General features: G+C 68.2%; 21 protein-coding genes. 9 read left to right on the plus strand and 12 right to left on the minus strand.

Features of this window, described 5'->3' with window-relative positions; translation table 11 throughout:
• The first annotated feature begins 371 nt into the window (after positions 1-371).
• The 5 genes from BLT03_RS11585 (at position 372) to BLT03_RS11605 (ending at position 6,135) form a co-directional block, all read left to right on the plus strand.
• Entirely contained in the window at positions 372-1,895 is a 1,524-nt protein-coding gene (locus BLT03_RS11585) for a 3-hydroxyacyl-CoA dehydrogenase (protein WP_092743758.1), read from the plus strand.
• Positions 1,896-1,982: 87 nt separating this feature from the next.
• Entirely contained in the window at positions 1,983-2,762 is a 780-nt protein-coding gene (locus BLT03_RS11590; RefSeq protein ID WP_092743760.1) for an oxepin-CoA hydrolase, alternative type, read from the plus strand.
• Between the two features lie 199 nt (positions 2,763-2,961).
• On the plus strand, positions 2,962-3,681 hold the full coding sequence (locus tag BLT03_RS11595; protein ID WP_092743762.1) for a Crp/Fnr family transcriptional regulator: 720 nt from the start codon (positions 2,962-2,964) through the stop codon (positions 3,679-3,681).
• 31 nt (positions 3,682-3,712) lie between these two features.
• On the plus strand, positions 3,713-4,798 hold the full coding sequence (locus BLT03_RS11600) for a phosphotransferase (RefSeq protein WP_092743764.1): 1,086 nt from the start codon (positions 3,713-3,715) through the stop codon (positions 4,796-4,798).
• A gap of 62 nt (positions 4,799-4,860) precedes the next feature.
• Complete coding sequence (locus BLT03_RS11605) at positions 4,861-6,135, plus strand: acyl-CoA dehydrogenase family protein (RefSeq protein ID WP_092743766.1); 1,275 nt, start codon at positions 4,861-4,863, stop codon at positions 6,133-6,135.
• A gap of 139 nt (positions 6,136-6,274) precedes the next feature.
• Here the strand turns inward: BLT03_RS11605 and BLT03_RS11610 are convergent, their stop codons facing one another.
• A complete protein-coding gene (locus BLT03_RS11610; protein WP_092743768.1) occupies positions 6,275-7,000 on the minus strand; it encodes a hypothetical protein in 726 nt (241 codons plus the stop codon).
• Positions 7,001-7,131: 131 nt separating this feature from the next.
• Between BLT03_RS11610 and BLT03_RS11615 the strand changes: the two genes are divergently transcribed.
• Positions 7,132-7,794: a hypothetical protein gene (locus BLT03_RS11615; protein ID WP_245711342.1), complete on the plus strand. Its 663-nt coding sequence runs from the start codon at positions 7,132-7,134 to the stop codon at positions 7,792-7,794.
• A 21-nt stretch (positions 7,795-7,815) separates the two neighbouring features.
• Here the strand turns inward: BLT03_RS11615 and BLT03_RS11620 are convergent, their stop codons facing one another.
• The 6 genes from BLT03_RS11620 to BLT03_RS11645 all read right to left on the minus strand — a co-directional run bounded on the left by BLT03_RS11620 (position 7,816) and on the right by BLT03_RS11645 (position 14,213).
• Positions 7,816-8,832, minus strand: coding sequence for an asparaginase (locus tag BLT03_RS11620; protein ID WP_092743770.1), 1,017 nt, complete (start codon positions 8,830-8,832; stop codon positions 7,816-7,818).
• Between the two features lie 70 nt (positions 8,833-8,902).
• The gene (locus tag BLT03_RS11625) at positions 8,903-9,844 is read right to left on the minus strand and encodes an adenylate/guanylate cyclase domain-containing protein (RefSeq protein WP_092743772.1); all 942 of its coding nucleotides are present in this window, start codon (positions 9,842-9,844) and stop codon (positions 8,903-8,905) included.
• A 217-nt stretch (positions 9,845-10,061) separates the two neighbouring features.
• Positions 10,062-11,045 carry an LD-carboxypeptidase gene (locus BLT03_RS11630; RefSeq protein ID WP_092743774.1) on the minus strand — a complete coding sequence of 328 codons (984 nt, stop codon included), beginning with the start codon at positions 11,043-11,045 and terminating at the stop codon, positions 10,062-10,064.
• 65 nt (positions 11,046-11,110) lie between these two features.
• Positions 11,111-12,520, minus strand: coding sequence for a tRNA adenosine(34) deaminase TadA (gene tadA / locus BLT03_RS11635; protein ID WP_092743776.1), 1,410 nt, complete (start codon positions 12,518-12,520; stop codon positions 11,111-11,113).
• A 55-nt stretch (positions 12,521-12,575) separates the two neighbouring features.
• The gene (locus BLT03_RS11640) at positions 12,576-12,827 is read right to left on the minus strand and encodes a hypothetical protein (RefSeq protein WP_092743778.1); all 252 of its coding nucleotides are present in this window, start codon (positions 12,825-12,827) and stop codon (positions 12,576-12,578) included.
• A gap of 312 nt (positions 12,828-13,139) precedes the next feature.
• On the minus strand, positions 13,140-14,213 hold the full coding sequence (locus BLT03_RS11645; protein WP_434802388.1) for a branched-chain amino acid ABC transporter substrate-binding protein: 1,074 nt from the start codon (positions 14,211-14,213) through the stop codon (positions 13,140-13,142).
• Between the two features lie 291 nt (positions 14,214-14,504).
• On the opposite strand from BLT03_RS11645, the gene BLT03_RS11650 reads away from it, so the two are divergent.
• Positions 14,505-16,511 carry a peptidase U32 family protein gene (locus tag BLT03_RS11650; RefSeq protein ID WP_092743780.1) on the plus strand — a complete coding sequence of 669 codons (2,007 nt, stop codon included), beginning with the start codon at positions 14,505-14,507 and terminating at the stop codon, positions 16,509-16,511.
• A 117-nt stretch (positions 16,512-16,628) separates the two neighbouring features.
• Here the strand turns inward: BLT03_RS11650 and BLT03_RS11655 are convergent, their stop codons facing one another.
• The gene (locus BLT03_RS11655) at positions 16,629-17,369 is read right to left on the minus strand and encodes a ferritin-like domain-containing protein (protein WP_092743782.1); all 741 of its coding nucleotides are present in this window, start codon (positions 17,367-17,369) and stop codon (positions 16,629-16,631) included.
• Between the two features lie 55 nt (positions 17,370-17,424).
• Positions 17,425-17,667 (minus strand): hypothetical protein, encoded by a 243-nt coding sequence (locus tag BLT03_RS11660; RefSeq protein WP_092743784.1) that lies wholly within the window; start codon positions 17,665-17,667, stop codon positions 17,425-17,427.
• A gap of 401 nt (positions 17,668-18,068) precedes the next feature.
• Here BLT03_RS11660 and BLT03_RS11665 point away from each other — a divergent pair, with 401 nt between their 5' ends.
• Positions 18,069-19,352 (plus strand): O-acetylhomoserine aminocarboxypropyltransferase/cysteine synthase family protein, encoded by a 1,284-nt coding sequence (locus BLT03_RS11665; protein ID WP_092743786.1) that lies wholly within the window; start codon positions 18,069-18,071, stop codon positions 19,350-19,352.
• Between the two features lie 144 nt (positions 19,353-19,496).
• Here the strand turns inward: BLT03_RS11665 and egtB are convergent, their stop codons facing one another.
• Together egtB and egtD are read right to left on the minus strand one after the other, a co-directional pair.
• A complete protein-coding gene (egtB, locus tag BLT03_RS11670) occupies positions 19,497-20,804 on the minus strand; it encodes an ergothioneine biosynthesis protein EgtB (protein ID WP_092743788.1) in 1,308 nt (435 codons plus the stop codon).
• Complete coding sequence (gene egtD / locus BLT03_RS11675) at positions 20,801-21,718, minus strand: L-histidine N(alpha)-methyltransferase (RefSeq protein WP_092743790.1); 918 nt, start codon at positions 21,716-21,718, stop codon at positions 20,801-20,803. The genes egtB and egtD overlap by 4 nt, the downstream gene beginning before the upstream one ends.
• Before the next feature lie 323 nt (positions 21,719-22,041).
• Here egtD and BLT03_RS11680 point away from each other — a divergent pair, with 323 nt between their 5' ends.
• On the plus strand, positions 22,042-23,085 hold the full coding sequence (locus tag BLT03_RS11680) for a metal-dependent hydrolase (RefSeq protein ID WP_092743792.1): 1,044 nt from the start codon (positions 22,042-22,044) through the stop codon (positions 23,083-23,085).
• Between the two features lie 132 nt (positions 23,086-23,217).
• On the opposite strand, the gene BLT03_RS11685 is transcribed toward BLT03_RS11680, so the two are convergent.
• Entirely contained in the window at positions 23,218-23,814 is a 597-nt protein-coding gene (locus BLT03_RS11685) for an OmpW/AlkL family protein (RefSeq protein WP_092743794.1), read from the minus strand.
• Between the last annotated feature and the right edge of the window lie 128 nt (positions 23,815-23,942).

The raw sequence follows: 23,942 nt of genomic DNA on the forward strand, positions 1-23,942 counted from the left end.
GAATGGGTTCGTCGGCGGAGATATTGGCCTGCACGCGCACTGCAGCGGAACGGCCACCGGCTGCCGGCAGCGGCGTGATTCGCACCTTGGAATCAGGAACGGGGGTTTCGCCGGAAACGAGCCGGGCGGCCACGCAGGACGCATCCACATCGGTTCCCGGATCAGGCTGGATCTCGAAGACCAGATCCACCGGTGCCCCCAGAACGACAGCCCCGCGGCTCGCGCCCAGCGAAAGTGCCGTGGCGCTGCAAGCAACCATCGACAAGCTGGCACCAAGAATCGCGTTACTTATTTTCACAACAGTTTCTTTTTTGTTCGGCCCATTCTGGCACATAAGTCCTCCCCAATAAGCCGCCGCCATAATGCGCCCCATGACCAGCAACCCATTCTCATTCGTGGGCATCATAGGCACCGGTGCCATGGGCCAGGGCATTGCCCAGATGGCGGCACAGGCCGGCAGCAATGTTCTTCTATTTGACGCGCGTCCCGATTCTGCGGGCGAAGCGATTCACCATATCAAGCAGCAATGGCTGCGCCTTGTAGGCAAGGGCCGCGTGTCCGAGAGCCAGGCCTCCGACTGGCAATCACGGGTGACGGCGGTGTCCTCCCTGGAAGATCTGGCGCAGTGCGACCTGATCGTGGAGGCCATTGTGGAGCGCCTCGACGCCAAGCAGTCGCTTTTTGCGCAGATGGAGCGCATTGTCGCCACAGATACCGTGCTGGCAAGCAACACCTCCTCCCTTTCGGTGACGGCCATCGGGGCAGCGCTCAAACACCCCCAGCGATTGGCGGGTTTTCATTTCTTCAATCCCGTGCCGTTGATGAAGGTCGTGGAGGTCATCGCCGGCCTGCGCACCGACCCCGCCGTGTGCGAGCGGCTCGCAGCGCACGCACGCTGCATGGGGCACACGCCCGTGCGCGCGCAGGACACGCCCGGCTTCATCGTCAACCACGCGGGCCGCGGCTTCGGCACCGAGGCGCTGCGGATCGTGAACGAGGGCATCACCGATTTCGCCACGGTGGACCGCATCCTGCGCGACCAGGTCGGCTTCAAGCTGGGGCCTTTCGAGCTGATGGACCTGACCGCGCTCGACGTGTCGCACCCGGTGATGGAGTCGATCTACCACCAGTATTTCGAAGAGCCCCGCTACCGCCCAAGCGTGATCACCGCCCAGCGCCTGGCCGGCGGCATGCTCGGCAAGAAAACCGGCGAAGGCTTCTATCGCTATGCCGACGGGGCTGCGCAAGTGCCGGCTGAGCCGCCTGCGCCGGTGGTGGACACGGTGCCGCCGGTCTGGGTGTCGCCCCGCGCTGCACGGCGGGCCGAGCTGTACCAGTTGCTGAAAGACCTGGGCGCGCAGATCGAAACCGGCACATCGCCCTCGCCCACCGCCATCACATTGGTGGCGCCCCTAGGCTTCGACATCACCACAGTGGCCGTGGTCGAACGACTCGACCCCGCACGCACCATCGGCATCGACATGCTGGTGGAAGACGGCGCCACGCGCCGCCGCGTGCTGGCCACGAACCCCGCCACGCGCGTGGACATCCGCAATGCGGCCCACGCGCTCTTTGCCCGCGACGGCAAGCCGGTGAGCGTGATCCGCGACAGCGGCGGCTTCGTCACGCAGCGTGTGGTGGCCACCATCGTGAACATCGCCAGCGACATCTGCCAGCAAGGCATCTGCAGCCCTGCCGACCTGGAAACCGCGGTCACGCTGGGCCTGGGGTACCCGCTCGGGCCACTGGCCATGGGCAATCGCTGGGGGCCGACCAATATCCTGGAAGTGCTGTTCAACATGCAGACGGTATACGGCGACACGCGCTACCGCCCCAGCCCCTGGCTGCGCCGGCGCGGTGCGATCGGGCTCAGCCTGCTGCACGAAGAAGAGTAAACAGCGTAGACAGCAAGCGCCCCTGGCACTCTCCACAGCCGGACCGGTGTCCGGCACCCTTTCGTCGTTCCTTCACCTTAGGCGCCCATGCCCGCACAGCTTCAGAGCACCACCCACGGCCAGACCCTCGTGCTGACCATTCGCCACCCGGAGATGCGCAACGCGCTCGATCCGGCCATCTATGCGGCGGGCATCGAAGCATTGAACGGCACCGACCGCAGCACGGATGTGCGCTGCGTGGTGATCACCGGTGCCGACGGCACCTTCTGCGCGGGCGGCAACCTGCAGCGGCTGCTGGAACGGCGCCAGGAAAACGCCGAAGCGCAGGCGCAAGGCGTGGAGGCGCTGCACCACTGGATCGAAACCATCCGCGCCTATCCCAAACCGGTGATCGCCGCTGTCGAAGGTGCGGCAGCGGGCGCCGGTTTTTCGCTGGCGCTGGCCTGCGATCTGATCGTGGCCGCACGCAATGCGACGTTCAGCACGTCGTACAGCAACATCGGCCTGTCACCCGACGGTGGCGCGAGCTGGAGCCTCGCGCACGCCGTGCCGCGCCAACTGGCCACCGAGATGCTGATGGCCGGCGGCAAGGTGGAGGCGGAGCGGCTGCATGCGCTGGGCGTGGTCAACCGGCTTTCGCAGGCCGGCTCGGCACTGGCTTGCGCGCTCGAACTGGCCGCCACATTGAACGACCGCGCGCCCAATGCACTGGCCAGCATGAAGGAGCTGATCGGCGACGCACCGCAGAACACGCTCACCGCGCAACTGGCCCAGGAGCGCCAGCATTTCGTGCGAAACCTGCAGCACCCCAATGCCGGCGAGGGCATTGCCGCGTTTCTGGAAAAACGCGGCGCTCGCTATCAATAAGATAGCTAACGAACCATAGATAGCGGCGGTACGGGGCCTTTGACCCTCAACCTCAGCGCCTGCCCGAGACGGCAGTGGGCGCTGCGCCGCTGCGCGTGCCCGCCAGACGCACAGGCGACAGCCTCGGGACAACGAGAGGCAGTGGCGCCGGTCCCGCGCGCGACAATGAAAGCGCTACCAGTCACCCAAAAGACAGACCATGGACGACCCCATTCTTACCATCGAAGAACGTGAAGCGATCAACACCGGTCGCTGGTTCTCTTCCCTTTCTCCCTCTCTGCGGCACGACATTCTCCGATGCGCGTACGTCAAACGTTTCAAGGACGGCGGCCTGATCGCCGCCCGCGGCGACCCGCCCGAGGAGTGGATCGCTTGCGCCCGCGGTGCGGTGCGGGTGAGCTCCACGTCGATCTCGGGCAAGCAGATCACGCTCACCTATGTGGAGCCGGGCATCTGGTTTGGCGATGTGGCGATCTTCGACGGGGACCGGCGCACGCACGATGCCTACGCGCATGGCGACACGACCATCCTGTGCGTGGCGAAGGCGGACTTCCGCAAGATCCTCAGCGCGCACGTGGAGTTCTACGAAGCCATGCTGCGCCTGCATGCACGGCGCATCCGCCAGCTCTACGGCCTGGTGGAAGACCTCAACACCCTGCCCCTGCGCGCGCGCCTGGCCAAGCAGTTGCTGCACCTGGTGCGCAGCTACGGCATTCCCAGCCTGTCGGACGGGCGCGAAATGCGCATCGGCCTGCAGCTGGCCCAGGAAGAACTGGCCCAGTTGCTGGGCGCTTCACGCCAGCGCGTGAACCAGGAACTGAAATCGATGGAGCGCGAGGACGCCATCCGCATAGAACCCGGCGGCCTCGTGGTGCGTGACCGCGAAGCCCTGATGCGCATCGCAGAAACCGACAACTGACCGCCGCCCCCATCTCCATCCCTCGCACTCCATGAGCAACTACGACCACTTCATCGGCACCCGGCCCGTCTCTGACCAGCATGCGTTCGACACCCAGGCCCTGAGCGACTGGCTGGGCCGGCACCTGGACGGTTTCGAAGGCCCGTTGACGGTGGAGATGTTCAAGGGCGGCCAGTCCAACCCGACCTACAAGCTCGTCACGCCCGGGCGCAGCTACGTGATGCGCGCCAAGCCCGGGCCGGTCGCGAAACTGCTGCCATCGGCGCATGCGATCGAGCGCGAGTTCGCCGTGATGAGCGGACTGGCCGGCACCGACGTGCCCGTGCCCCGGATGCACGTGCTGTGCGAGGACGAATCGGTCATCGGCCGCGCGTTCTACGTGATGGAGTTCATGGAAGGCCGCGTGCTTTGGGACCAATCGCTGCCCGGCCTGCAGCCGGCCGAGCGCGGCGCCATCTACGACGAAATGAACCGCGTGATCTCGGCGCTGCACAGCGTGCGTTTCGCCGAAAGGGGCCTGGCGAGCTACGGCAAGCCGGGCAACTATTTCGACCGGCAGATCGGCCGCTGGAGCAAGCAGTACGTCGCCTCCATCACCCAGCCCATCGAGGAGATGGACCGGCTCATGGAATGGCTGCCCGCGCACATTCCGGCCAGCGCGCGCGACGAAAACCGCGTGTCCATCGTGCATGGCGATTTCCGGCTCGACAACCTCATGTTCCACCCCACCGAGAACCGCGTGATCGCGGTGCTCGACTGGGAGCTGTCCACCCTGGGCCATCCGCTGGCCGATTTCAGCTACCACTGCATGGCCTGGCACATTCCGCCGGGCATGTTCCGCGGCATCGCGGGGCTGGACATCGCCGCGCTGGGCATTCCGGACGAGGCCGAGTACATCCGCCGCTATTGCGAACGCACCGGCTTCACCACGCCCGAGGCGCTGCGCGCCGACTGGAACTTCTACCTGGCCTACAACCTGTTCCGGCTCGCCTCGATCCTGCAAGGGATCGCCAAGCGGGTCGAAGCCGGCACCGCCTCCAGCGCCCAGGCCCGCACATCGGGCGAAGGGGCGCGGCCCCTGGCCCAGATGGCCTGGGGATTCGCCCAGCGCATGTGATCTACGGTGGGCGCGCCACGACCGCGCCCGCCTGCACCCAGCCTTTCAAACGGAGGAACACGATGGATTTTGATTACTCCCCCAAGACCCAGGACCTGCAGGCCCGCCTGCGCCGGTTCATGGACGAACACATCTACCCCTCGGAGCCCGCCTATGCCGCCGAACTGGCGGCAAACACCGCCGCCGGCAAGCGCTGGACCGCGCTCGACACCATCGAGCAGCTCAAGCCCAAGGCCCGCGCGGCGGGGTTGTGGAACCTGTTCCTGCCGGTGGACAGCGCGGCGGCTTCGGGCTACGACGGTGCGGGGCTGACCAACCAGGAATACGCGCCCCTGGCCGAAATCATGGGCCGCGTGCCATGGGCCAGCGAGGTGTTCAACTGCTCGGCACCCGACACCGGCAACATGGAAACCATCGCCCGCTACGGCAGCGAAGAGAACAAGGCACGCTGGCTCAAGCCGCTGCTGGAAGGCAAGATCCGCTCGGCCTTCGCGATGACCGAGCCCGACGTCGCTTCGAGCGATGCGACCAACATAGAAACGCGCATCGAACGCGACGGCGACGAATACGTCATCAACGGCCGCAAGTGGTGGATTTCCGGCGCGGCGGACCCACGATGCTCGGTGTTCATCACCATGGGCAAAAGCGACCCCGAGGCGGCCCGCCATTCGCAGCAGAGCATGGTGCTGGTGCCTGCCGATGCGCCCGGCATCCGCATCCTGCGCCCGCTGAACGTGTTCGGCTACGACGACGCGCCCCACGGCCACGTCGAAATGGTGTTCGAGAACGTGCGCGTGCCGGCCTCCAACATCCTGCTGGGTGAGGGGCGTGGCTTCGAGATCGCCCAGGGCCGCCTGGGCCCAGGCCGCATCCACCACTGCATGCGGCTCATCGGCCTGGCCGAACGCGCGCTCGAACTGATGTGCCGCCGCGCCAGCAGCCGCACCGCCTTCGGCAAGCCCGTGGCGCAGCAGACCGTGACGCAGGAACGCATCGCCGAAGCGCGCTGCAAGATCGACATGGCCCGCCTGCTCACGCTGAAAGCCGCCTGGCTGATGGACGTGGCCGGCAACAAGGTGGCCCGCACCGAGATCGCCATGATCAAGGTGGTGGCGCCCAGCATGGCGTGCCAGGTGATCGACTGGGCCATGCAGGTGCACGGCGGCGGCGGCATGTGCGACGACTTCCCGCTCGCCTATGCCTACGCCAATGCACGCACGCTGCGCTTCGCCGACGGCCCGGACGAAGTGCACCGCAATGCCATCGCCAAGTGGGAGCTGGGCAAGTACGCGCCCTACGGCAGCACGGTGGAGCCACCCGTCACACGCGGTTGTTGAGAGGGCGATGGGCTCGCGAGCAATCCGCCAGCCCTTCAGCCTTTAGCGAACCAGCCAGCGGCAAACCTGCCGCGTGGCAACTGCAAGCCCACAAAAATCCAAGGTGCCGAGCGCGTCCAGCGCTTGCCGGCGGCGGCGCTCAGCCCTCGTCGGCCGTGCCCTGCGGCAGGTGCTGCACGGCGCTGCGGGCCGCTTCGTGCAGCAGCACCACCGCGTCGGCCAGCGCATGCAGGTGATCGCCCGGGTATTCCATGCGCAGCGAGACCTTGCCGCGCGCCACCATCAGCATGAGCGGCGGGGCTTTCGGCGGCCGCACGCCCGAGTCTTCGGGCTCGCCCTGGCTGGGGAGCAGCATCTCCAGCAGATGGGCAATCATCGTTTCCTGAACCCAGCGCTTGGCATGGCCGCCACCCTCGCCCACCACGGCGAAGTGCTGCCAGAAAGCGAGCGGCACGCCGGGCCAGGCCATCTCCTCGAACATGGCCAGCCAGCGCACTTCCTCGGGCAGGTCGCCGGTGAGGGAGGTCTGAAGCGTGTCGGTGAAGGCGCCGTAGGCCTCGCCCTCCAGCGCTTCCTTGAGCGGGCGGGACACCAGCATCAACGCCAGATCGGGCCGCACGCCGACGTCGATGCGGGCACGCAGTTCGGTGCCCCGCAGGTAGTGGCGCTGGGGCGCGCCGCACTCCAGCCGCCAGGTGCGGCCTTCGTACTGGCCCAGCAGCAGGAATCCGCCGGGCTCAGCCGTGCGGGAGAACGCCAGCCCTTGCGCGGCCGCCCACTGCTCGGTGTCTTCCAGCGACACAGGGCGCGGAGGATCGTCGGGGCGAATGCCCAGGGCGAAGGCTTTGCGAAAGCGCTCGAACATGGCGTGAAAATCCGGAGAACGAAAAAGAAGCGCCCATTATTCGCCCAAACCCGCGAATGCTGCTCTCAAGGGCTAGCATGCACCGCACTTTCCACGCCTCGGCAATGCCGCCCCTGCCGCCCTACCCTCGCATGACGACCGCCCCTGCGCACGCCGCCCTCCATCGCCGCACGTTCATTGCCGCCGTCGCGGCGTCGGCCCTGCTGCCCAGCGCCGGCGCCCGGGCCGCCGGCGCCACGTGGCCCCCCGAGGGGACTTCGGCGCAGGCCCTGCAACTGGTGCGCTGGGTGCAGGGCACGGCGGACAACGGCGACCTGCCGTTCGCCGTGATCGACAAGCTCCACGCGCGCATGCATGTGTTCGCGCCCGATGGGCGGTGGCGCGGCAGCGCGGCGGTGCTGCTGGGGTCGGCGCGTGGGGACGCCACGGTGCCGGGCATCGGCGACAAGCCGCTGTCGCAAATCCGCCCTGAAGAGCGCACCACCCCGGCCGGCCGCTTTCTGACCGAGCCCGGCCTGAACCTGGGGGGCGATGACATCGTCTGGATCGACTACGACGCCGCCGTGTCCCTGCACCGGCTGCGCAGCGTGAGCCCTGCGGAGCGCCGCCGCGAGCGGCTGACCCGCGGCAGCGCAGAGGACAAGCGCATCTCTTATGGCTGCGTGAATGTGGACGCGGCGTTCTACGACCGGCTCGTCGCGCCGGTGTTCGGCCAGTCGGCCGGCGTGGCCTACATCCTGCCGGATACCTGGCCGTTTGCTACCGTTTTTGTAGCTGCCAGCGCTTATCCTTAAAGCGCTGGAGGCCTTTTTTACTTAAACCGCCGGGCGCTCCAGCCGGAACACCGGCCGGCGTTCGCCCACGGGCACGCCGCGCGCGCTCAGCAGCGGTGCCGATCGCCAGGGCTGCAACGCCTCGCGCTGCGCTGCGCTCAGCCAGCCGAGCTGGTCCAGCACTTCGACGCTCGCGGCGACCTGCGCCGTCATGTTGCCGTCCATGACCTTGAGCGCGAAGGCCTCGCCCCGGCTGCGGCTGCCCAGCACCTGCACGCCATCCGCGCCCGTCTTGGACACCCAGTCGCCGCCGCCGATGCGCATGAAGTCGGCGTCGTGCCGCCCAGTGCCCGACCCCAGCGCCGGGAAGGCCACCATGGCATCGGCCAGCGGCGCCAGGTATTGCCCCAGTTCGCCATCGGCCGGCGCTTCGCCGGCCAGCCGGGCGTAGCCCCGCGCCAGGTGAGCGAGCGGCACGGCGTAGTTGGGCGCCGAGCAGCCGTCGATGCCTATCGCCATGTCGTCGGGCGACAACCCCACCGCAGCCGCCACCTCGTTTCGCACCTCGGTCTGCAGCGGGTGCGCGGGATCGGTGTAATCGGCGAGCGGCAGGCCCTGCTGCACGCAATAGGCCACGAAACCCGCGTGCTTTCCGCTGCAGTTGTGATGGCGCTCGTCGGGCACGAAACCCGGCGCCAGCGTGCCAAGGCCGAGCGCCGCGAACATCGGCACATGACAGCCGCAGCGCAGCACGGTATGGCTCTGGCCCACGCTGCCCAGCATGCCCTGCACCACCTCCACATGCTGCGCCTCGCCGTTGTGGCTGGCGCATAGCAGGGCCAGTTCACGCTCGCCCCAGCCCAGGGCCTCGATGCCGCCAGAGCGCAGCAGCGGCAGCGCCTGAAACGCCTTGATGGTCGAGCGCGTGAACACCCGCGACAACGGGTCGCCCACCTGCGCCAGCAGCCGGCCGTGACGGTCGGTCACGGCGACCGAGCCGGCATGCAGGCTTTCGGGGATTCCGCCGCGGGTGAGTTCGATCAATGGGGCATGGCGCATGGGTTCTCGCTTCTCGATGGAACGGACGGCCGCTGGTGCTTGGGGCTGCCGGCAAAAAACAGCTGCTGCTTCAGTGCGGCAGCACGATGCCGCCCGTCACGCGAAAGCCCACCGTCGGCCCGCCGGCCTTGCCCAGCGGCACGCCGAGTGCGATCAGCCCGGTGCCGTGCAACAGGCAGGCGTCGCGCCGCAGGTTGACGGAGGTGCTGCCGCCCCCGAAGTGCACCCAGGTGCCGAAGCTGCTGAGGTCGGTGAGCACAAAGGTACCGTTGCGCCAGTCGATGCGGGCGTGCAGGCGCGAAACGCGCGGGTCGGCCACATGCACCTGCGCCTGCGTGGCCCGGCCCAGGTGCACGGGCGCCTGTGTGGACAAAAAAGCGCGGTGCGCACTACCCCAGGACAACTCCAGGCACGCGCTGCCCGAATCGAGCGGCATCACGGCGCTGGGCAGCGCCGCCTGCATGGTGACCGAATCGCCCTCTTCGCCGTCGCGCCACTCGACCTGGTACATCACGATGGGTTCGGAGCGGCCGCGCAGGTCCATGGCGCCCAGCCGCACGAACCAGGTGCCTTCCACCGTGCCGGCTTGCTCGACGGTGGTTTCGGTGGCCCAGATTTCGCGCGGGCCGGCGCGCTCGGAAAGGCGTGCCGCCACGTTCACGGCGTCGCCATAGCAGTCGCCATCGACCTGCACGATCTCGCCGCTGGCCAGGCCCGCCCGCAGGTCCAGGCGCAGCTCGCGCGGCCAGGCGTGCATGCGGTGCCGGTGGCTGCGCATCATGGCCGCCATGGCGGCCACGCCGGAGGCTCCGTCTTCGAACACCCCCAGCACGCCGTCGCCCAGCGTCTTGACCACGCGGCCGCCGTGCGATGTGACGGTCTCGCCGATCCAGTCGGTCAATTGGGTGACCGCAGCGGTCGCGCGCTCGTTGCCGACGGCTTCGAACAGCGCGGTGCTGCCCGCGATGTCGGCGAAGACGACGGTGTGCAATGGATTGCCGGAGAGGGTCATGCCGCTGGCCTTTGGCCGATGCCGAAAATTGCCATTGGCATCACAGCGCGCCGAGGCTCAAAGGCGCAGGGACGGAAGAGGGTCGAGGGGGCGTGCACACACGCGAGGGGAGCTGGCACGTGAAGGAAAGAATGGCAACGGAATGCAAATTATGGGGCCGGCCCTGCCCCCGTGCGGCGTGCCGCACCGCCGGGCACGGGGCGGTGCCCCGGCCTCGTCAGTGGGTGTGTCCCCAGTACAACAGCGCGTCGCGCCCTTCGACCGACAACGACACCGAAGCGCCCACAGGCAGCAGCACCTTGGTCGCCACATGGCCGAAAGGCAGATTGGTGAGCACGGGCGCCTTGATCTGCGTGCGCAGCCAGTCCACCACACTTTGCAGCTTGAAGCCCTTGTCGTGCGGTGCCAGGCGGTAATCGGTGAACTGGCCCAGGATCACCGCCTTTTGCTGCGCGAGCACGCCAGCGTGCAGCAGCTGGGTGAGCAGGCGCTCAACGCGGTAAGGGTGCTCGTTCACATCTTCGATGAACAGAATGCCGCCGCGCACCGCCGGCAGGTAGGGCGTGCCAACCAGCGAGCCCAGCACGGCCAGATTGCCGCCCCACAGTTGCGCGCTTTTCACGTAGATGTCGCGCACGGCGGGCTGGCCGGCGGCGTTGGGCTTTTCGGTATTCATGCGCCAGCCGCTGCCTTCGCCGTGGCCGGTGAGCAGGTCGTCCAGGCAGGCCAGCATGATGTCGTCGGGCTCGCCCTCGGTGCCCAGGTCGCCCACCAGCGACGGGCCGGCCCAGGTGATGGCGCCGGTCTTGGCCAGCAGCGCGTTCTGGAACGCCGTGAAATCGCTCACGCCGACGAAGCGGGTGCCGCCCGCCACTGCCTTGGCGACCGCCTTGTAGCGGATGCCCGGCAGGATGCGGGTGAGGCCGTAGCCGCCGCGCGAGATCAACGCCAGATCGGCGCCGCTGGCGGCCGCGCGGTGGATGGCCGCGAGCCGGGTGGCGTCGTCGCCGGCGAATCGCGTGTGGGTCGCCAGCGCGTCGGCATCCACCTCGACCTCATGGCCCATGGCTTTCAAGCGGGCCACGCCGCGCTTGAAAGCCGCCTTGTCACGCACCGCGCTGGACGGCGAATAGATGTAGATGTGCCGGGGGCCGTGGTCGTGGCCGCAATGGGCGTGGTCGTCGTGGGAATCAAGAGACAAGGCATTCAGGCCGCGCGGGCCTGCTCCGGTGGATGCGGTGTGTGCGCCGGAGCCATGCCGGCGCGCTAGAGGCGGAAGTATTCCACAGCCCGCGCGGCGATCTCGGCGCCCTGCTCCGGCACGAAATGCCCGGCGCCGGCCAGTGCCAGGGGCGGCGGGCTGCCGCGCACCGCGGCGTGCAGCGCCTGCATGGCCTCAGGGCCCAGGGCGGCATCGGGCGTGCCCGCGACCAGCAGGCTGCGGCCAGCCCACTCGTTCTGCCAGAAGGCCGCCGCGTCGCGTGCGATCGCATCGCGTTCCGGCCCGTCCAGCGCGGACAGCCCCGTCAGTGGAAGCGCCCGCAGCGCGGCACGAAAGCCCACATCGGGAAACGGTGAGTCATAGGCCGCCTGCTCTTGGGCGGACAAGTGGGCGCAAGCCTGGGCCACCCAACGGCCCGCCCCGCCTTGGCTGCGGCCGGCGCGGGCGCAGTCGGCCTGCCACGCCGCCAGGCGGGCGGGCTGTGGCGCCTGTCCGCCGGCCAGCCATGTGTTCATGGCCAGCAGGCCGTCGAACCGGCCCGGCAAAGCCATGGGCAGCGTCAGCCCCAGCGCGCCGCCCCAGCCATGCACCACCAGCACGGTGTGGCGCAGGTCAAGCCGTTCGATGCACTCGATCAGCACCTGCCGGTGCCATTCGAAGCGGTGCGCGGCCTCTTTCTTGGGCTTGTCGCTGCGGCCGAAGCCGATCAGGTCCGGCACCACCACGCGGTCGCCCGCCGCAGCGAACACCGGCAGCATGTGCCGATACAGGTAGCTGCCCGTTGGCAGCCCGTGCAGGCACAGCCAGGTCCGGGCAGCATCGCGCGGGCCTTCGTCCAGGTAGTGCAGCCGCAGCCCGCCGAGCGCGGGCAGATCGCTCATGTAGTGCGGCGCCCAGGGGTAGCCCGGCAGGTCGGCGAACGCCGCGTCGGGCGTGCGCAGGGCGTCGTCGCGCAGCGGATGGGCGGCCAGGGCCTGCGCGCGCCGCTGGCCGCGCCGCTGGCGAAAGAAGTCGCTCAGCAGGGCACCGCACTCCTCGGCCAGCACACCGCGCTGCACCTGGGTGTGGTGGTTCAGCCGCGGCTCGGCGAACAGGTCCACGACCGAGCCGGCGGCGCCGGTCTTGGCGTCCGCCGCGCCGTACACCACGCGCGGCAGGCGGGCGTGCAGCATGGCGCCGCTGCACATGGCACAGGGCTCCAGGGTCACATAAAGCGTGCAGCCGTCGAGCCGGTAGTTGCCCAGGTGCGCAGCGGCGGCCCGCAGCGCGGCGATCTCGGCATGGGCCGTGGGGTCGTGACCGGCAATCGGGGCGTTGCGGCCTGTGGCGATCACCTCGCCGCCGCGCACTACCACCGCGCCCACGGGCACCTCACCGGCCTCGCCCGCAGCGCGGGCCTGGGCCAGGGCCAGGCGCATCCAGCGGGCATCGTCGTCCTTGGTCGCAAGGGTCATTTGCTATTACTTTTATAGCTGTCAGCGCATGATTCTCTAGGGTGGGAGGCCGATTTCACTTGGATTCGTCTTCCGGCATCGGCCGGGCCTGCTGCATGAGGGCCTCGACCTGCTGCTTGACCTGTTGCTGGACCTGCTGGCTTTGTTCGCGCACCGTCGCGGCGGACGCACCGCTGGCCGGCGGCTGCGCGCCCGGTACCGACACCACAGGCACGGCGACGCGGGTGGCGCCCATCTGCTTTTTCACCAGCACCGCCACAATCGCCAGGGCCACCAGCAGGCCCACCAATCCGAATCCCATGCGCATGGTCAGTTCTCCGTGTGCTGTGCGAACGGCACCGGCACGCTGCCGTGCCGGACGCCGATCAATCCCGCCGTGCCGCCGCCAGCGCCGGACGGGGCGGCACCCGCATGCAGCGCCAACGCCCGAAGGCCCCGTTCAGGGGCCTGAGCATCACAAGAAAATCGCGAAAGGGAGGGCATCGGCGGCGGCGCGGGGCGAAGCCGCCACTGTAACGAATAACCACCCTGCTACCACCCGCCACCGCCCGACCTCACGGCAGCCAGGCTGCGCGGAAAGGCGGAAAGGGGCAGCGACGGATGGGGGACCAGCCAGGCGTCAGTTCAGCGCCACCCGCGCGTTCGCGGGGTAGTGGTACAGCGTGACGGCCGGTGTCGTCAGCTCGCCCTTGGGCGTGAACGCGATGTTGGCCGTCACGCCCTTGTACTGGGTCTTGGCGAGGAACGGCGTGTACACCTTGGGATCCACGGAGTTGGCGCGCTTCATCGCATCCACCAGCACCATGGCCGCGTCGTAGGCGTACGGGCTGTAGATCTGGAACTGGCCGGGGAACTTGGCGTCGTAGCGCTGCTTCCAGTCGGCGCCGCCCTGCATCTTGGTGACCGAGGCGCCGCCGGTGGCGCAGGTCACGTTCTTGAGCGCGGCCGCCTTGGACGACAGGTCGGGCAGCTTTTCGGTGCACAGGGCGTCGCCGCCGAAATACTTCACCGATCCGAGGCCCAGCTGGTCCATCTGGCGCAGCATCGGGCCGGCCTGCGCGTCGAGGCCGCCGTAGAAGATGCCGTCGGGCTTCTTGGACTTGATGGACGTGAGGATGGCCATGAAGTCCGTGGCCTTGTCGTTGGTGAACTCTTCGGACACCACCGTCAGGCCCTTTTGCAGCGCCGTCGCCTTGAACACCGCCGCCACGCCCTGGCCGTAGGCCGTGCGGTCGTCGATGATGGCCACGGTCTTGAGCTTGAGGTGATCGGCGGCATACAGCGCCAGCGCGGCGCCCAGCGCGCTGTCGTTGGCGATCAGGCGGAAGGTGGTCCTGTAGCCGGGCTTGGTCAGGTCGGGGTTGGTGGCGGCCGCCGTGATGTGGGGCAGATCGCACTTGTCATAAATGGAGGATGCGGGGATCGACGTGCCGGATTGCAGGTGGCCGACCACGCCCGCAACCTTCAGGTCGCACAGCTTCTGGGCCACGCCCGTGGCCTGGCGCGGGTCGCCGGCGTCGTCTTCGGCCGCCAGTTCGAAGCGGATCTTCTTGCCGCCGATGACCAGGTTCTGTCCGTTGAGGTCGTCCACCGCCATGCGCACGCCGTTTTCGGTGTCCTTGCCGATGTGGGCGATGCCGCCCGAGAGCGGGCCGACGTGGCCGATCTTGACGGTCTGCACGTCCTGGGCCATTGCGGCGCCGCAGGCGGTGAGGGCCACGCAGGCCAGCGCGGTGGAGCGCAGGTTAAAACTCAGTCGGGAAGCGTTCAGCACGGTCAAAGTCTCCATCCTTGTGGTCGAAAAGCCGCCAGGGCCGGCGGCAAGGCGTGCGTATGCTAGCGGCGCCGCGCACCGTTTTTGGGAGAATCAGCACCAATTCAGTGCAGATTGCGAGCCATTCGAGGTGCTAATGCAAGGGCTCGCCACGTGGGGCGCAGCGGCGCTGGTAGGCAGCGCCGGCGCCCGCTGGGATAATCGCGCCCCATGTCTTTGCTGCCCCACCAGATCGAACTGCTTTCCCCGGCGCGTGACGCCGATATCGGCATCGAAGCCATCAACCACGGGGCCGACGCCGTGTACATCGGCGGCCCGGCCTTCGGGGCCCGCGCCGGTGCCGGCAACGAGCTGCACGACCTGGAGCGCCTGGTGCGCCACGCGCACCGTTTTCACAGCCGCATCTTCGTCACGCTCAATACCATCCTGCGCGACGACGAGCTGGAAGGCGCCCGGGAGATGGCCTGGCAGGTGTACAACGCGGGCGCCGACGCGCTCATCATTCAGGACATGGGCCTGCTGGAGCTGGACCTGCCGCCCATCCAGTTGCACGCCAGCACCCAGACCGACATCCGCACGCCCGAGAAAGCGCGCTTCCTGCAGGACGCAGGGCTGTCGCAGATCGTGCTGGCGCGCGAGCTCGATCTGCAGGAGATCGCCGCCGTGCGCGCCGCCACCGACCCGGCGCGCACCACCATCGAATTCTTCGTGCATGGCGCGCTGTGCGTGGCCTATTCGGGCCAGTGCTACATCACCCATGCGCACACCGGGCGCAGCGCCAACCGGGGCGACTGCAACCAGGCCTGCCGCCTGCCCTACGAGGTGCTGGACAGCAGCGGCCGCATCATCGCCCACGAAAAGCACGTGCTGTCGATGAAGGACAACAACCAGAGCGACAACCTGCGGGCGCTGATCGATGCGGGCGTGCGCAGCTTCGAGATCGAGGGCCGCTACAAGGACATGGGCTACGTGAAGAACATCACGGCGCACTACCGCAAGCTGCTGGACGAAATCATCGAGCAGCGCGAGTTCTCGGCCGAGCCGCTGGCGCGCTCGTCGTCCGGCCGCACGACCTTCACTTTCACGCCTGATCCGGACCAGAACTTCAACCGCGAGTTCACCGACTATTTCGTCAACGGCCGCAAGGACGACATCGGTGCGTTCGACACGCCCAAGACGCCTGGGCGGGCCATCGGCTGGGTGACCAAGGTGGGCGAGACCTTCGCCGAACTGGAACTGTCGAGCCCCGACACCGTGCTGCACAACGGCGATGGCCTTTGCTACTACGACCTGCAAAAGGAACTGGTCGGCCTGCAGATCAACCGCGCGGAAGCCGTCAATGCCAAGAAGGGCCTGTGGCGGGTGTTCCCCAAGGACCCCATCGCCGGCTTCAAGGACTTGCGCAAAGGCCTGGAGATCAACCGCAACCGCGACATGGACTGGGTGCGCACGCTGGACAAGAAGTCGAGCGACCGGCGCATCGGCCTGTGGGCGCAACTGTCCGAAACCCCCGACGGCTTCGACCTCACGCTGACCGACGAGGATGGCTTCGTCGGCAGCGCCACCACCGTTCACCCGCACCAGCGCGCCACCGATGCGGCCCAGGCGGAGGCCACCCTGCGCGAGCAGCTCGGCCGCTTCGGCGCCACGCTGTTTTCGGTGCACGACATCGCGCTGACCCTGTCGCAGCCGTGGTTCGTTCCAGCATCGGCGCTGAACCAGCTGCGCCGCGATGCGGTGGCCGCGCTCGAAGCCGCCCGCGCATCCGGCCTGGTGCGCCTTCCGCGCGCCGAGCCCGTGGAGCCGCCGGCGCCGTTCCCGGAAGACACGCTCACCTACCTGGCCAACGTGTTCAACCAGAAGGCGCACGACTTCTACATGAAGCATGGCGTCAAGGTGATCGACGCGGCCTACGAGTCGAAGGAAGAGGAAGGCGAGGTGAGCCTGATGATCACCAAGCACTGCGTGCGCTTTTCGATGAGCCTGTGCCCCAAGCAGGCCAAGGGCGTGATCGGCGTGAAAGGCACGATCAAGGCCGAGCCGCTGCAGCTCATCAACGGCAAGGAAAAGCTCACCCTGCGCTTCGACTGCAAGCCGTGCGAAATGCACGTGGTCGGCAAGATGAAGAAGTCGGTGATCAACCAGCACGCCAAGGACATGCAGGCCGTGCCCATGCAGTTCTATCGCACGCGGCCTGCGCCCAGCACTGCGGCCTGAAAAGCTCGCCCTGTCCTGCCCGCTCCTGCCCGGTGGCCGGTCCAGGCGCGGGCATTGATCGTTCTTCGGCGCAGGCTGCCCGGCCGACCGGCACCGATCGCCGTGGGCGGTGAGCCCTCAGCCCGGCGCGCGCAATAGGCTGGCGTCCTCCAGCGTGAGCCGCTCGACCAGCGCGCGCACATGCAACAGGTGGCGGTCTTCCTGCTCGGCGGCATGGCCGAATTCCGTCGCCAGGGTGTCGTGCCCTGCGGCACGCGCCAGGTCGATCAGCAGTTCCCACGCGGCGTTGTCGATCAGCTCGATGTTCAGCACCACGTTCAGTGCCTGGACCAGCGAGGTGCGCGGATCGTTCATCGCCTGCACCATGCCCATGCTCTCGACCGCCACCAGGTCCGCGCAAGGCGTCTGCGCGGTGGGGTCGGCGCCCAGGATCTCGATGGCGCGCTTGAGCAGGTGCATGTGCTCCAGCTCCTGGTCGCGGTGCAGGCGCAGGGCCTGGACCTCGTCCTCGCGCAGCAGGTCGGGCTGGGCGGCGCATTTCACCAAGGCGCTCTCATAAAGCCGCACGCCGCTGCGCTCGAACGCCAGGCGCTCGCCCAGCTTGTCCACCAGTACCTGCGGGCGGTTGCCCGTCATCATGTCCATGCCGGACTTCAGCATGCCCTTGACCGTTCCCGGCGGGGGCACCGTGCCCAGGCCCTCGGTGGCGTCGGCGTATTCCAGCCGCACGGCCGTGTCTTCGCGCTGGCCGGCCGTGGGCGGCGCGAATTCCTTCAATCCCGCTTCCATGTCGGCCGTGTCGAAGGGCGACCTCTGGATGCCGGTGCGGTTCATTCCGAGCGTCGTTTTGGATTCCATCGTGTTCGTCTCCTCGTGTTCAAGAAGCCAGGGCGGAGCCCAGCGGGCAGCGCCGTCAGCGCTTGGGCAGCGGTGCGGGCGACGGCGCGGAGGCACCCGGGTCGGCAGGGTCGGCCGCATCGGCCCCGAGCGAGGCAGCACGGCCAGCCGGTAACTGGCCGCGTGCCGCCAGGTGCTCGGTCGGGCTGGGCGCGACGTTGGGGCCGTCGGGCTGCCGCGCCTGGCCGCGCTCCAGGTCCTGCGCATCGGGCGCTGCGCGGTCGTTGAGGGATTCGTCGGGCGGGTTGGAAGCGTTCATGCAAGGGACCTTTCCGAAAGGGTTGCGATGGAAGAGGAAGGAAAGCGCGCCGCGGCCAGGCACGCCGGTGGACAGCCAGGGGCGGCAAGCTGTGTGCCCACGCCCTGCCCCGCTGCGGCGGGAATGCCCTTCGCAAGATTTACCGGCGCCTGCAAATCTTTCGCAAAAATCATCGCGGCAACGCGCGGTGCTGCGCGGCGCTGCACCCTACCGGCGCTGCAGGCGCTGCAGGCGCTGCAGGCGCACCGGTGCATAAGCACATAGCCAATGGGTCGTTCGGCCGCGGGCGGGGCGGTGCAAGAATGGCCCGGCCCGGGTTCACCGCCAAGCGGTGCTTGGCTCGTGCCCCGGCTTTGCGTTTTTGCGCCTTCCCCTTGTTGCCACCCAGAAAGAGACAGACCATGCGGATCGAAACCCTCGCCGTCCATGCCGGGCAGTCGCCCGACCCCACCACCAAGGCCGTGGCCGTGCCCATCTACCAGACGGTCGCCTATGCCTTCGACAGTGCCCAGCATGGCGCCGACCTGTTCGATCTGAAGGTGCAGGGCAACATCTACACGCGCATCATGAATCCGACCAACGACGTGCTGGAAAAGCGCGTCGCGGCACTGGAGGGCGGCATCGCCGCCCTGGCCGTGGCCTCGGGCATGGCCGCGATCACTTACGCGATCCAGACCATCGCCGAAGCCGGCGACAACATCGTGTCGGCCAGCACGCTCTACGGCGGCACCTACAACCTGTTCGCCCACACGCTGCCGCAGCAAGGCATCACCACCCGCTTCGCCGATGCGCGCGATCCGGCCAGCTTCGGCAAGCTGATCGACGCGAAGACGAAGGCGATCTTCGTCGAGTCCATCGGCAATCCGCTGGGCAACGTGACCGACATCGCCGCGCTGGCGAAGGTCGCGCACGAGCATGGCGTGCCGCTGATCGTGGACAACACGGTGCCCAGCCCTTACCTGCTGCGCCCCATCGAGCATGGCGCAGACATCGTGGTGCACTCGCTCACCAAGTACCTGGGCGGCCACGGCAACAGCGTGGGCGGCGCCATCGTGGACAGCGGCAAGTTTCCCTGGGCGCAGCACAAGGCGCGTTTTCCGCGCCTGAACGAGCCCGACGTGAGCTACCACGGCGTGGTCTACACCGAGGCGCTGGGCGAAGCGGCCTTCATCGGCCGCGCGCGCGTGGTGCCGCTGCGCAACACGGGCGCGGCGCTGGCGCCGCAGAACGCGTTCCTCATCCTGCAGGGCATCGAAACGCTCGCGCTGCGCATGGACCGCATCTGCGAGAACACGCTGGCCATCGCCCGCGCTCTGCAAAGCCATCCGGAAGTGGAATGGGTGCGCTACGCAGGCCTGCCGGACCACCCGGACCACGCGCTGGTGCAGCGCCAACTGGGGGGCCGGGCGTCGGGCATCCTCTCGTTCAGCCTGCGCACCGAGGGCACCGATCCGCGTGCGGCCGGCGCGCGCTTCCTGGATGCGCTGCAGCTCTTCACGCGGCTGGTGAACATCGGCGACGCACGCTCGCTGGCCACGCACCCTGCATCGACCACCCATCGCCAGCTGGATGCGGAAGAACTGGCCAAGGCCGGCGTGACGGAAGGCATGGTGCGGCTGTCCGTGGGCATCGAGCACATCGAAGACCTGCAGGCGGACCTGGCACAGGCACTGGACGCGGTGTAAGGCACGCCAGCAGGGCCATCACAGCCGCCACGCACCATGGATGCCGCCAGCCGCAGCGAACCAACGGGTTTGAGGTCTTTTTGGCCTCCCGCCCTAGGGAATCATGCGCTGGCAGCTATTAAAATAATAGCAAACCGATCCGCATCAAAGGTCGCGCGCCAGACGCAGGCCGGAGAACTGCCAGCGCGCCGTGGCCGGGAAGAAATTGCGGTATGTCGCCCGGACATGCCCAGGCGGCGTGGCGCACGAGCCGCCGCGCAACACGTATTGGTTGACCATGAACTTGCCGTTGTATTCGCCCACCGCGCCCTCGGCCACGTGGAACCCTGGATAGGCCGCGTAGCTGGACTGCGTCCATTCCCAGACATCGCCGAACATCTGGGCGAGGCCCCGGCTGGCGTCGGACGCGGCGGGCCGGGGGTGCAGTGCGCCGCTGTCGGCGAAGTGCCCGCTGGCGGGGTCGGCGCCCTGCAGGGTGGCGGCCGCTTCCCATTCGGCTTCGGTCGGCAGGCGGGCGCCCGCCCATCGTGCGTAGGCGTCGGCTTCGTAGTACGACAGGTGCACCGCAGGGGCATGGGGCTGCAGCGGACGGGGGCCGGCCAGGGTGAACTCATGCCACGCCGTGCCCTGGCGCTGCCAGTAGATGGGGTGCTCCAGCGCCTGCGCGCGGCACCAGTCCCAGCCTTCGGCCAGCCAGTGGGCGGGGTCGCGGTAGCCGCCGTCTTCCACGAAGGCGAGGTATTCCGCCGTGGTCACCGGGCGCGAGGCCAGTTCGAACGGCTGCAGGTACACGCGGTGGCGCGGGCTCTCGTTGTCGAACGCGAAGCCATCGTTGCCGGTGTTCCCGATCTCGCACACGCCGCCATTGAAGGCGTGCCACGCCAGCGGCGCGCCACCCGTCGGCGACAGCGCGGGCTGCGCGGCGGCATGGCCGGGCAAGCGGTATGCGGGCCACAGCGGGCTGCACGACAGCAGGTGCTTGACGTCGGTGAGGATCAGCTCCTGGTGCTGCTGCTCGTGCTGCAGGCCGAGTTCGACCAGCGCCGCCAGCGCGGCGTCGTCCGGCCGGTCCGCCATCAGGCGTGCCATGCGGCCATCCACATCGGCGCGGTAGGCCAGAACTTGCGGCAGCGCGGGGCGGGTCAACAGGCCGCGTTGCGGCCGGGGGTGCTTGTCGCCCACTCCGTTGTAATACGAGTTGAAGATCACCCGGAACGCCGGATGGAACGGCGCGAAGCCGGGCTCGTTCGGCTCCAGGATGAAGGTTTCGAAGAACCAGGTCGTGTGCGCCAGGTGCCATTTCACGGGGCTGGCATCGGGCATGGACTGCGCGCAGCAGTCTTCGTCGGACAGTGGCAGGGCCAGCGCCATGGAGGCGCGGCGCACTTCGGCGTAACGGGCGCCCAGGCTTCCGGGCGTTACGGCGTGGGTAAGGCGGGTGGCAAGGTTCATGGCTGTGCGTGCACCACGGCGAACCAGCCCCGGTCGTCGGTCCAGGCATGGGCGCGCGAAAAGCCCGCGCGCGCCAGCAGGTCCTGGAAGGCCGACAGGCTGTATTTGTAGCTGTTTTCGGTATGAATGCGCTCGCCCGCAGCGAAGTCGCGGCCACCGCCGGGCCATCGCACCTGGGCGCCATCGCGCGCCTCCAGATGCATCTCGATGCGCGACTGCTCACCGTTGAAGAACGCGCGGTGCTCCCAGGCCTCGGGCGCGAAGTCACTGCCGATCAGCCGGTTCACATGGGTCAGCACATTGCGGTTGAACGCGGCGGTGACACCGGCCGCATCGTCGTAGGCCGCCTCCAGCACCTGCACGTCCTTGGGCAGATCGATGCCGATCAGCAGCGCGCCGTCGTCGTCCACCAGCGCCCGCATGCGCGACAGCAATTCCAGCGCTTGCGGGGGGTCGAAGTTGCCGATCGAAGAGCCGGGGTAAAACACGACCCGGCGGGCGCGGGGCACCTCCGCCGGCAGCCGGATGGGGCGGGTCAGGTCGGCCGCCACGGCGTGCGCTTTGAGTTGCGGCAGGTCCTCACACAGGCGGGCGACGCCCTCGCGCAGGAAATCGGCCGAAATGTCCACGCCGACGAAACATGCCGGCTGCAGCAGCCGGCAGAGCGTGCGCGCCTTTTCGCAACTGCCCGCGCCCAGTTCGATGACCGTGCCGCCCTGCCCCACGGCCCGGGCGATGTCATTGCCGTGGGCGTGCATCACCTCGTATTCGGTGCGGGTGGGGTAGTACTCGGGCAGGCGGGTGATCTCTTCGAACAGCTGCGAGCCGCGCTGGTCGTAGAAGTATTTGGGTGAGATGCACGCGGGACGGCTGGCCAGCCCCTGGATGATGTCGTGGTGCGGTGTGTTCTGCATGGCGCTCGCGGCTGGGGGTCTGTGGGGATCGCAGCGCGCCTTGCGGCACCGTCGCGATGCATGGCCATTCTCGGGTCGCTCTGCGTCAACCTGGCGAACGCCATGTAACAGAGGATTGCAGACACCCTGACGGATGGGTGTAGGACACGTCCGCCAAGTATCTCGGGCGTCAGGAATCCGGCCCAGCCGATGCGGTCTCGCTCGACGGAAATCATCCCCGGCGGCGCACGGCCTTTTCGCACACGCCCGAAAGCGCCGCTCCGCCTGAGCCACACTCCGCCGATCGACCACATTGGCCGCCCCGCCGGCCTGCCACCGCCGCCATGGATTCCCTGACCCAGATCGCCCTCGGCTCCGCCGTTTCCCTCGCCGTGATGGGGCGACGCACCGCCCCCTGGAAAGCCGCGCTGTGGGGCGCGGTGGCCGGCACGCTGCCCGACCTGGACGCATTCATCGACCATGGCAATGCCATCGCCAACATGGTCCAGCACCGGGCGGAAAGCCATGCGCTGCTGTACCTCACGCTGTTCTCCGCGCCCCTTGGCTGGATCGTCGCGCGACTGCATGGCGAGCAGGCCGGCTGGCGCCGGTGGTGGCTGGCGATGTGGCTGGCGCTCATCACGCACCCGCTGCTGGACGCCATGACGGTGTACGGCACCCAGCTTTGGAAGCCGTTCACCAGCCACCCCTACGGCGTGGGCAGCATCTTCATCATCGACCCGCTGTACACCGTGCCGCTGATCGTCGGCGTGGTGGCGGCACTGGTCAGCGGCCCGCTGGTCGGCATGCGCTGGAACCGCTGGGGCCTCGTGCTCAGCACGCTCTACCTGGCCTGGAGCGCGGGTGCGCAGCAATACGTCACCGGCGTGGCGATGGCGTCGCTGCGCACGCAGGGGCTGCCCGTGCAGACGGTGCTCGTCACGCCGACCCCCTTCAACACCTTGCTGTGGCGCGTGGTGGCCGTCACGCCCACGCAGTATGCGGAAGGGTTCTACGCCCTCGCGGATGGCGGGCGGCCGATGCAATGGACGCTGCACGAGCGTGGCGCGCCGCTGATCGGCCGCTACCAGGCCGTGCCCGAGGTCGCCCAGATCGCCGACTTCAGCCACGGGTTCTATCGCATGCGGACGCGGGACGGCCATGTGTTCCTGACCGATCTGCGCATGGGGCAGGAGCCCGACTACACCTTCCACTTCGACCTGGGCACGCCGGGCCAACTCGATGCCGGTGCGCCGGAAGTCGCGCTGCGCAGCCAGCGTCCGGACATCCGCACGGCCCTGCCCGCGCTGTGGCGGCGCCTGCGGGGACACACCGATGGAACGGGACCGTTCGGCACCCGCCGCAGCCCGCCCGAGCCCACTCAGTGAAATGCTGCGATCCCCCGACCCTCTACCGGGCCACGCCGCTCGCTGGATCCACCACGAAAAAGCCGGCGCACTGCGCCGGCCCTGCCCCACCAGGCGATCAGCGGCCCGCCGCGAGCACGCGGCGGCCGGTGATCAGAACCGCCAGCCCAGGCCGATGCCGGCCAGCACGGGATCGATCTTGAGCGTGCCCAGCTTGGCGCCAGCGCCGAACACGTCGGTCTGGATGTAGACCTTCTTCACATCGAAGTTGAGCACCAGGTTCTTGGTGAGTGGAATGTCCACGCCGACCTGCAGCGCACCGCCCCAGCTGCTCTTGTCGATGCTCACGCCCGCAGGCAGGCGCACGCTGGAAAAGCGCGTGTAGTTCACGCCAGCGCCCACATAGGGGCGAAAGCCCGGCGCGTCGAAGTGGTACTGCAGCATCAGCGAAGGCGGCAGGTGCTTGAGGGTGCCGATCTGCGCGTTCAGCGCGCTGGAACGCACGTCCTGCTTCTGCGGCACGGTCAGCACCAGTTCGGCGGCGATGTTCCGGTTGAAGAAGTAGGAGATATCGACCTCGGGCAAGGTCTTATCATTGATCGACAGGCCCAGGCCGGTGCTGTCCTTGTTGGACGAATCCAGATTCACAGCACGCGCACGAACGAGCCAGGGGCCTTCCGTCGTTTGCGCGAAGGCAGTGCCGGAGGTCAATGCGCACAACACGGCCAGGGCCAGCAGGTTTTTTTTCATACGGAAACTCGATGCGTTGAACGGGGACGACCCCCGTGCATGCATTGGGCCGGCAAACCGCCAAGCCGGCCTTGCCGTGGATCAAACCGCCGGCACGTTGTGCCCAGCCGTGCCGCGATGCCGCAGAG

This window comes from Paracidovorax valerianellae (assembly GCF_900102625.1).
GTDB classification, from domain to species: Bacteria; Pseudomonadota; Gammaproteobacteria; order Burkholderiales; family Burkholderiaceae_C; genus Paracidovorax; species Paracidovorax valerianellae.

Excerpts from the sequence above, each read along its gene's own strand:
- egtD (WP_092743790.1), bottom strand. The coding sequence starts at position 21,718 with ATGCAGAACACACCGCACCACGACATCATCCAGGGGCTGGCCAGCCGT.
- BLT03_RS11585 (WP_092743758.1), top strand. The coding sequence starts at position 372 with ATGACCAGCAACCCATTCTCATTCGTGGGCATCATAGGCACCGGTGCC.
- tadA (WP_092743776.1), bottom strand. The coding sequence starts at position 12,520 with ATGACCCTTGCGACCAAGGACGACGATGCCCGCTGGATGCGCCTGGCC.
- BLT03_RS11680 (WP_092743792.1), top strand. The coding sequence starts at position 22,042 with ATGGATTCCCTGACCCAGATCGCCCTCGGCTCCGCCGTTTCCCTCGCC.
- BLT03_RS11605 (WP_092743766.1), top strand. The coding sequence starts at position 4,861 with ATGGATTTTGATTACTCCCCCAAGACCCAGGACCTGCAGGCCCGCCTG.
- BLT03_RS11615 (WP_245711342.1), top strand. The coding sequence starts at position 7,132 with ATGACGACCGCCCCTGCGCACGCCGCCCTCCATCGCCGCACGTTCATT.
- egtB (WP_092743788.1), bottom strand. The coding sequence starts at position 20,804 with ATGAACCTTGCCACCCGCCTTACCCACGCCGTAACGCCCGGAAGCCTG.
- BLT03_RS11640 (WP_092743778.1), bottom strand. The coding sequence starts at position 12,827 with ATGCGCATGGGATTCGGATTGGTGGGCCTGCTGGTGGCCCTGGCGATT.
- BLT03_RS11625 (WP_092743772.1), bottom strand. The coding sequence starts at position 9,844 with ATGACCCTCTCCGGCAATCCATTGCACACCGTCGTCTTCGCCGACATC.
- BLT03_RS11655 (WP_092743782.1), bottom strand. The coding sequence starts at position 17,369 with ATGGAATCCAAAACGACGCTCGGAATGAACCGCACCGGCATCCAGAGG.
- BLT03_RS11660 (WP_092743784.1), bottom strand. The coding sequence starts at position 17,667 with ATGAACGCTTCCAACCCGCCCGACGAATCCCTCAACGACCGCGCAGCG.
- BLT03_RS11600 (WP_092743764.1), top strand. The coding sequence starts at position 3,713 with ATGAGCAACTACGACCACTTCATCGGCACCCGGCCCGTCTCTGACCAG.
- BLT03_RS11685 (WP_092743794.1), bottom strand. The coding sequence starts at position 23,814 with ATGAAAAAAAACCTGCTGGCCCTGGCCGTGTTGTGCGCATTGACCTCC.
- BLT03_RS11645 (WP_434802388.1), bottom strand. The coding sequence starts at position 14,213 with ATGGCCCAGGACGTGCAGACCGTCAAGATCGGCCACGTCGGCCCGCTC.
- BLT03_RS11610 (WP_092743768.1), bottom strand. The coding sequence starts at position 7,000 with ATGTTCGAGCGCTTTCGCAAAGCCTTCGCCCTGGGCATTCGCCCCGAC.
- BLT03_RS11595 (WP_092743762.1), top strand. The coding sequence starts at position 2,962 with ATGGACGACCCCATTCTTACCATCGAAGAACGTGAAGCGATCAACACC.
- BLT03_RS11665 (WP_092743786.1), top strand. The coding sequence starts at position 18,069 with ATGCGGATCGAAACCCTCGCCGTCCATGCCGGGCAGTCGCCCGACCCC.
- BLT03_RS11620 (WP_092743770.1), bottom strand. The coding sequence starts at position 8,832 with ATGCGCCATGCCCCATTGATCGAACTCACCCGCGGCGGAATCCCCGAA.
- BLT03_RS11590 (WP_092743760.1), top strand. The coding sequence starts at position 1,983 with ATGCCCGCACAGCTTCAGAGCACCACCCACGGCCAGACCCTCGTGCTG.
- BLT03_RS11650 (WP_092743780.1), top strand. The coding sequence starts at position 14,505 with ATGTCTTTGCTGCCCCACCAGATCGAACTGCTTTCCCCGGCGCGTGAC.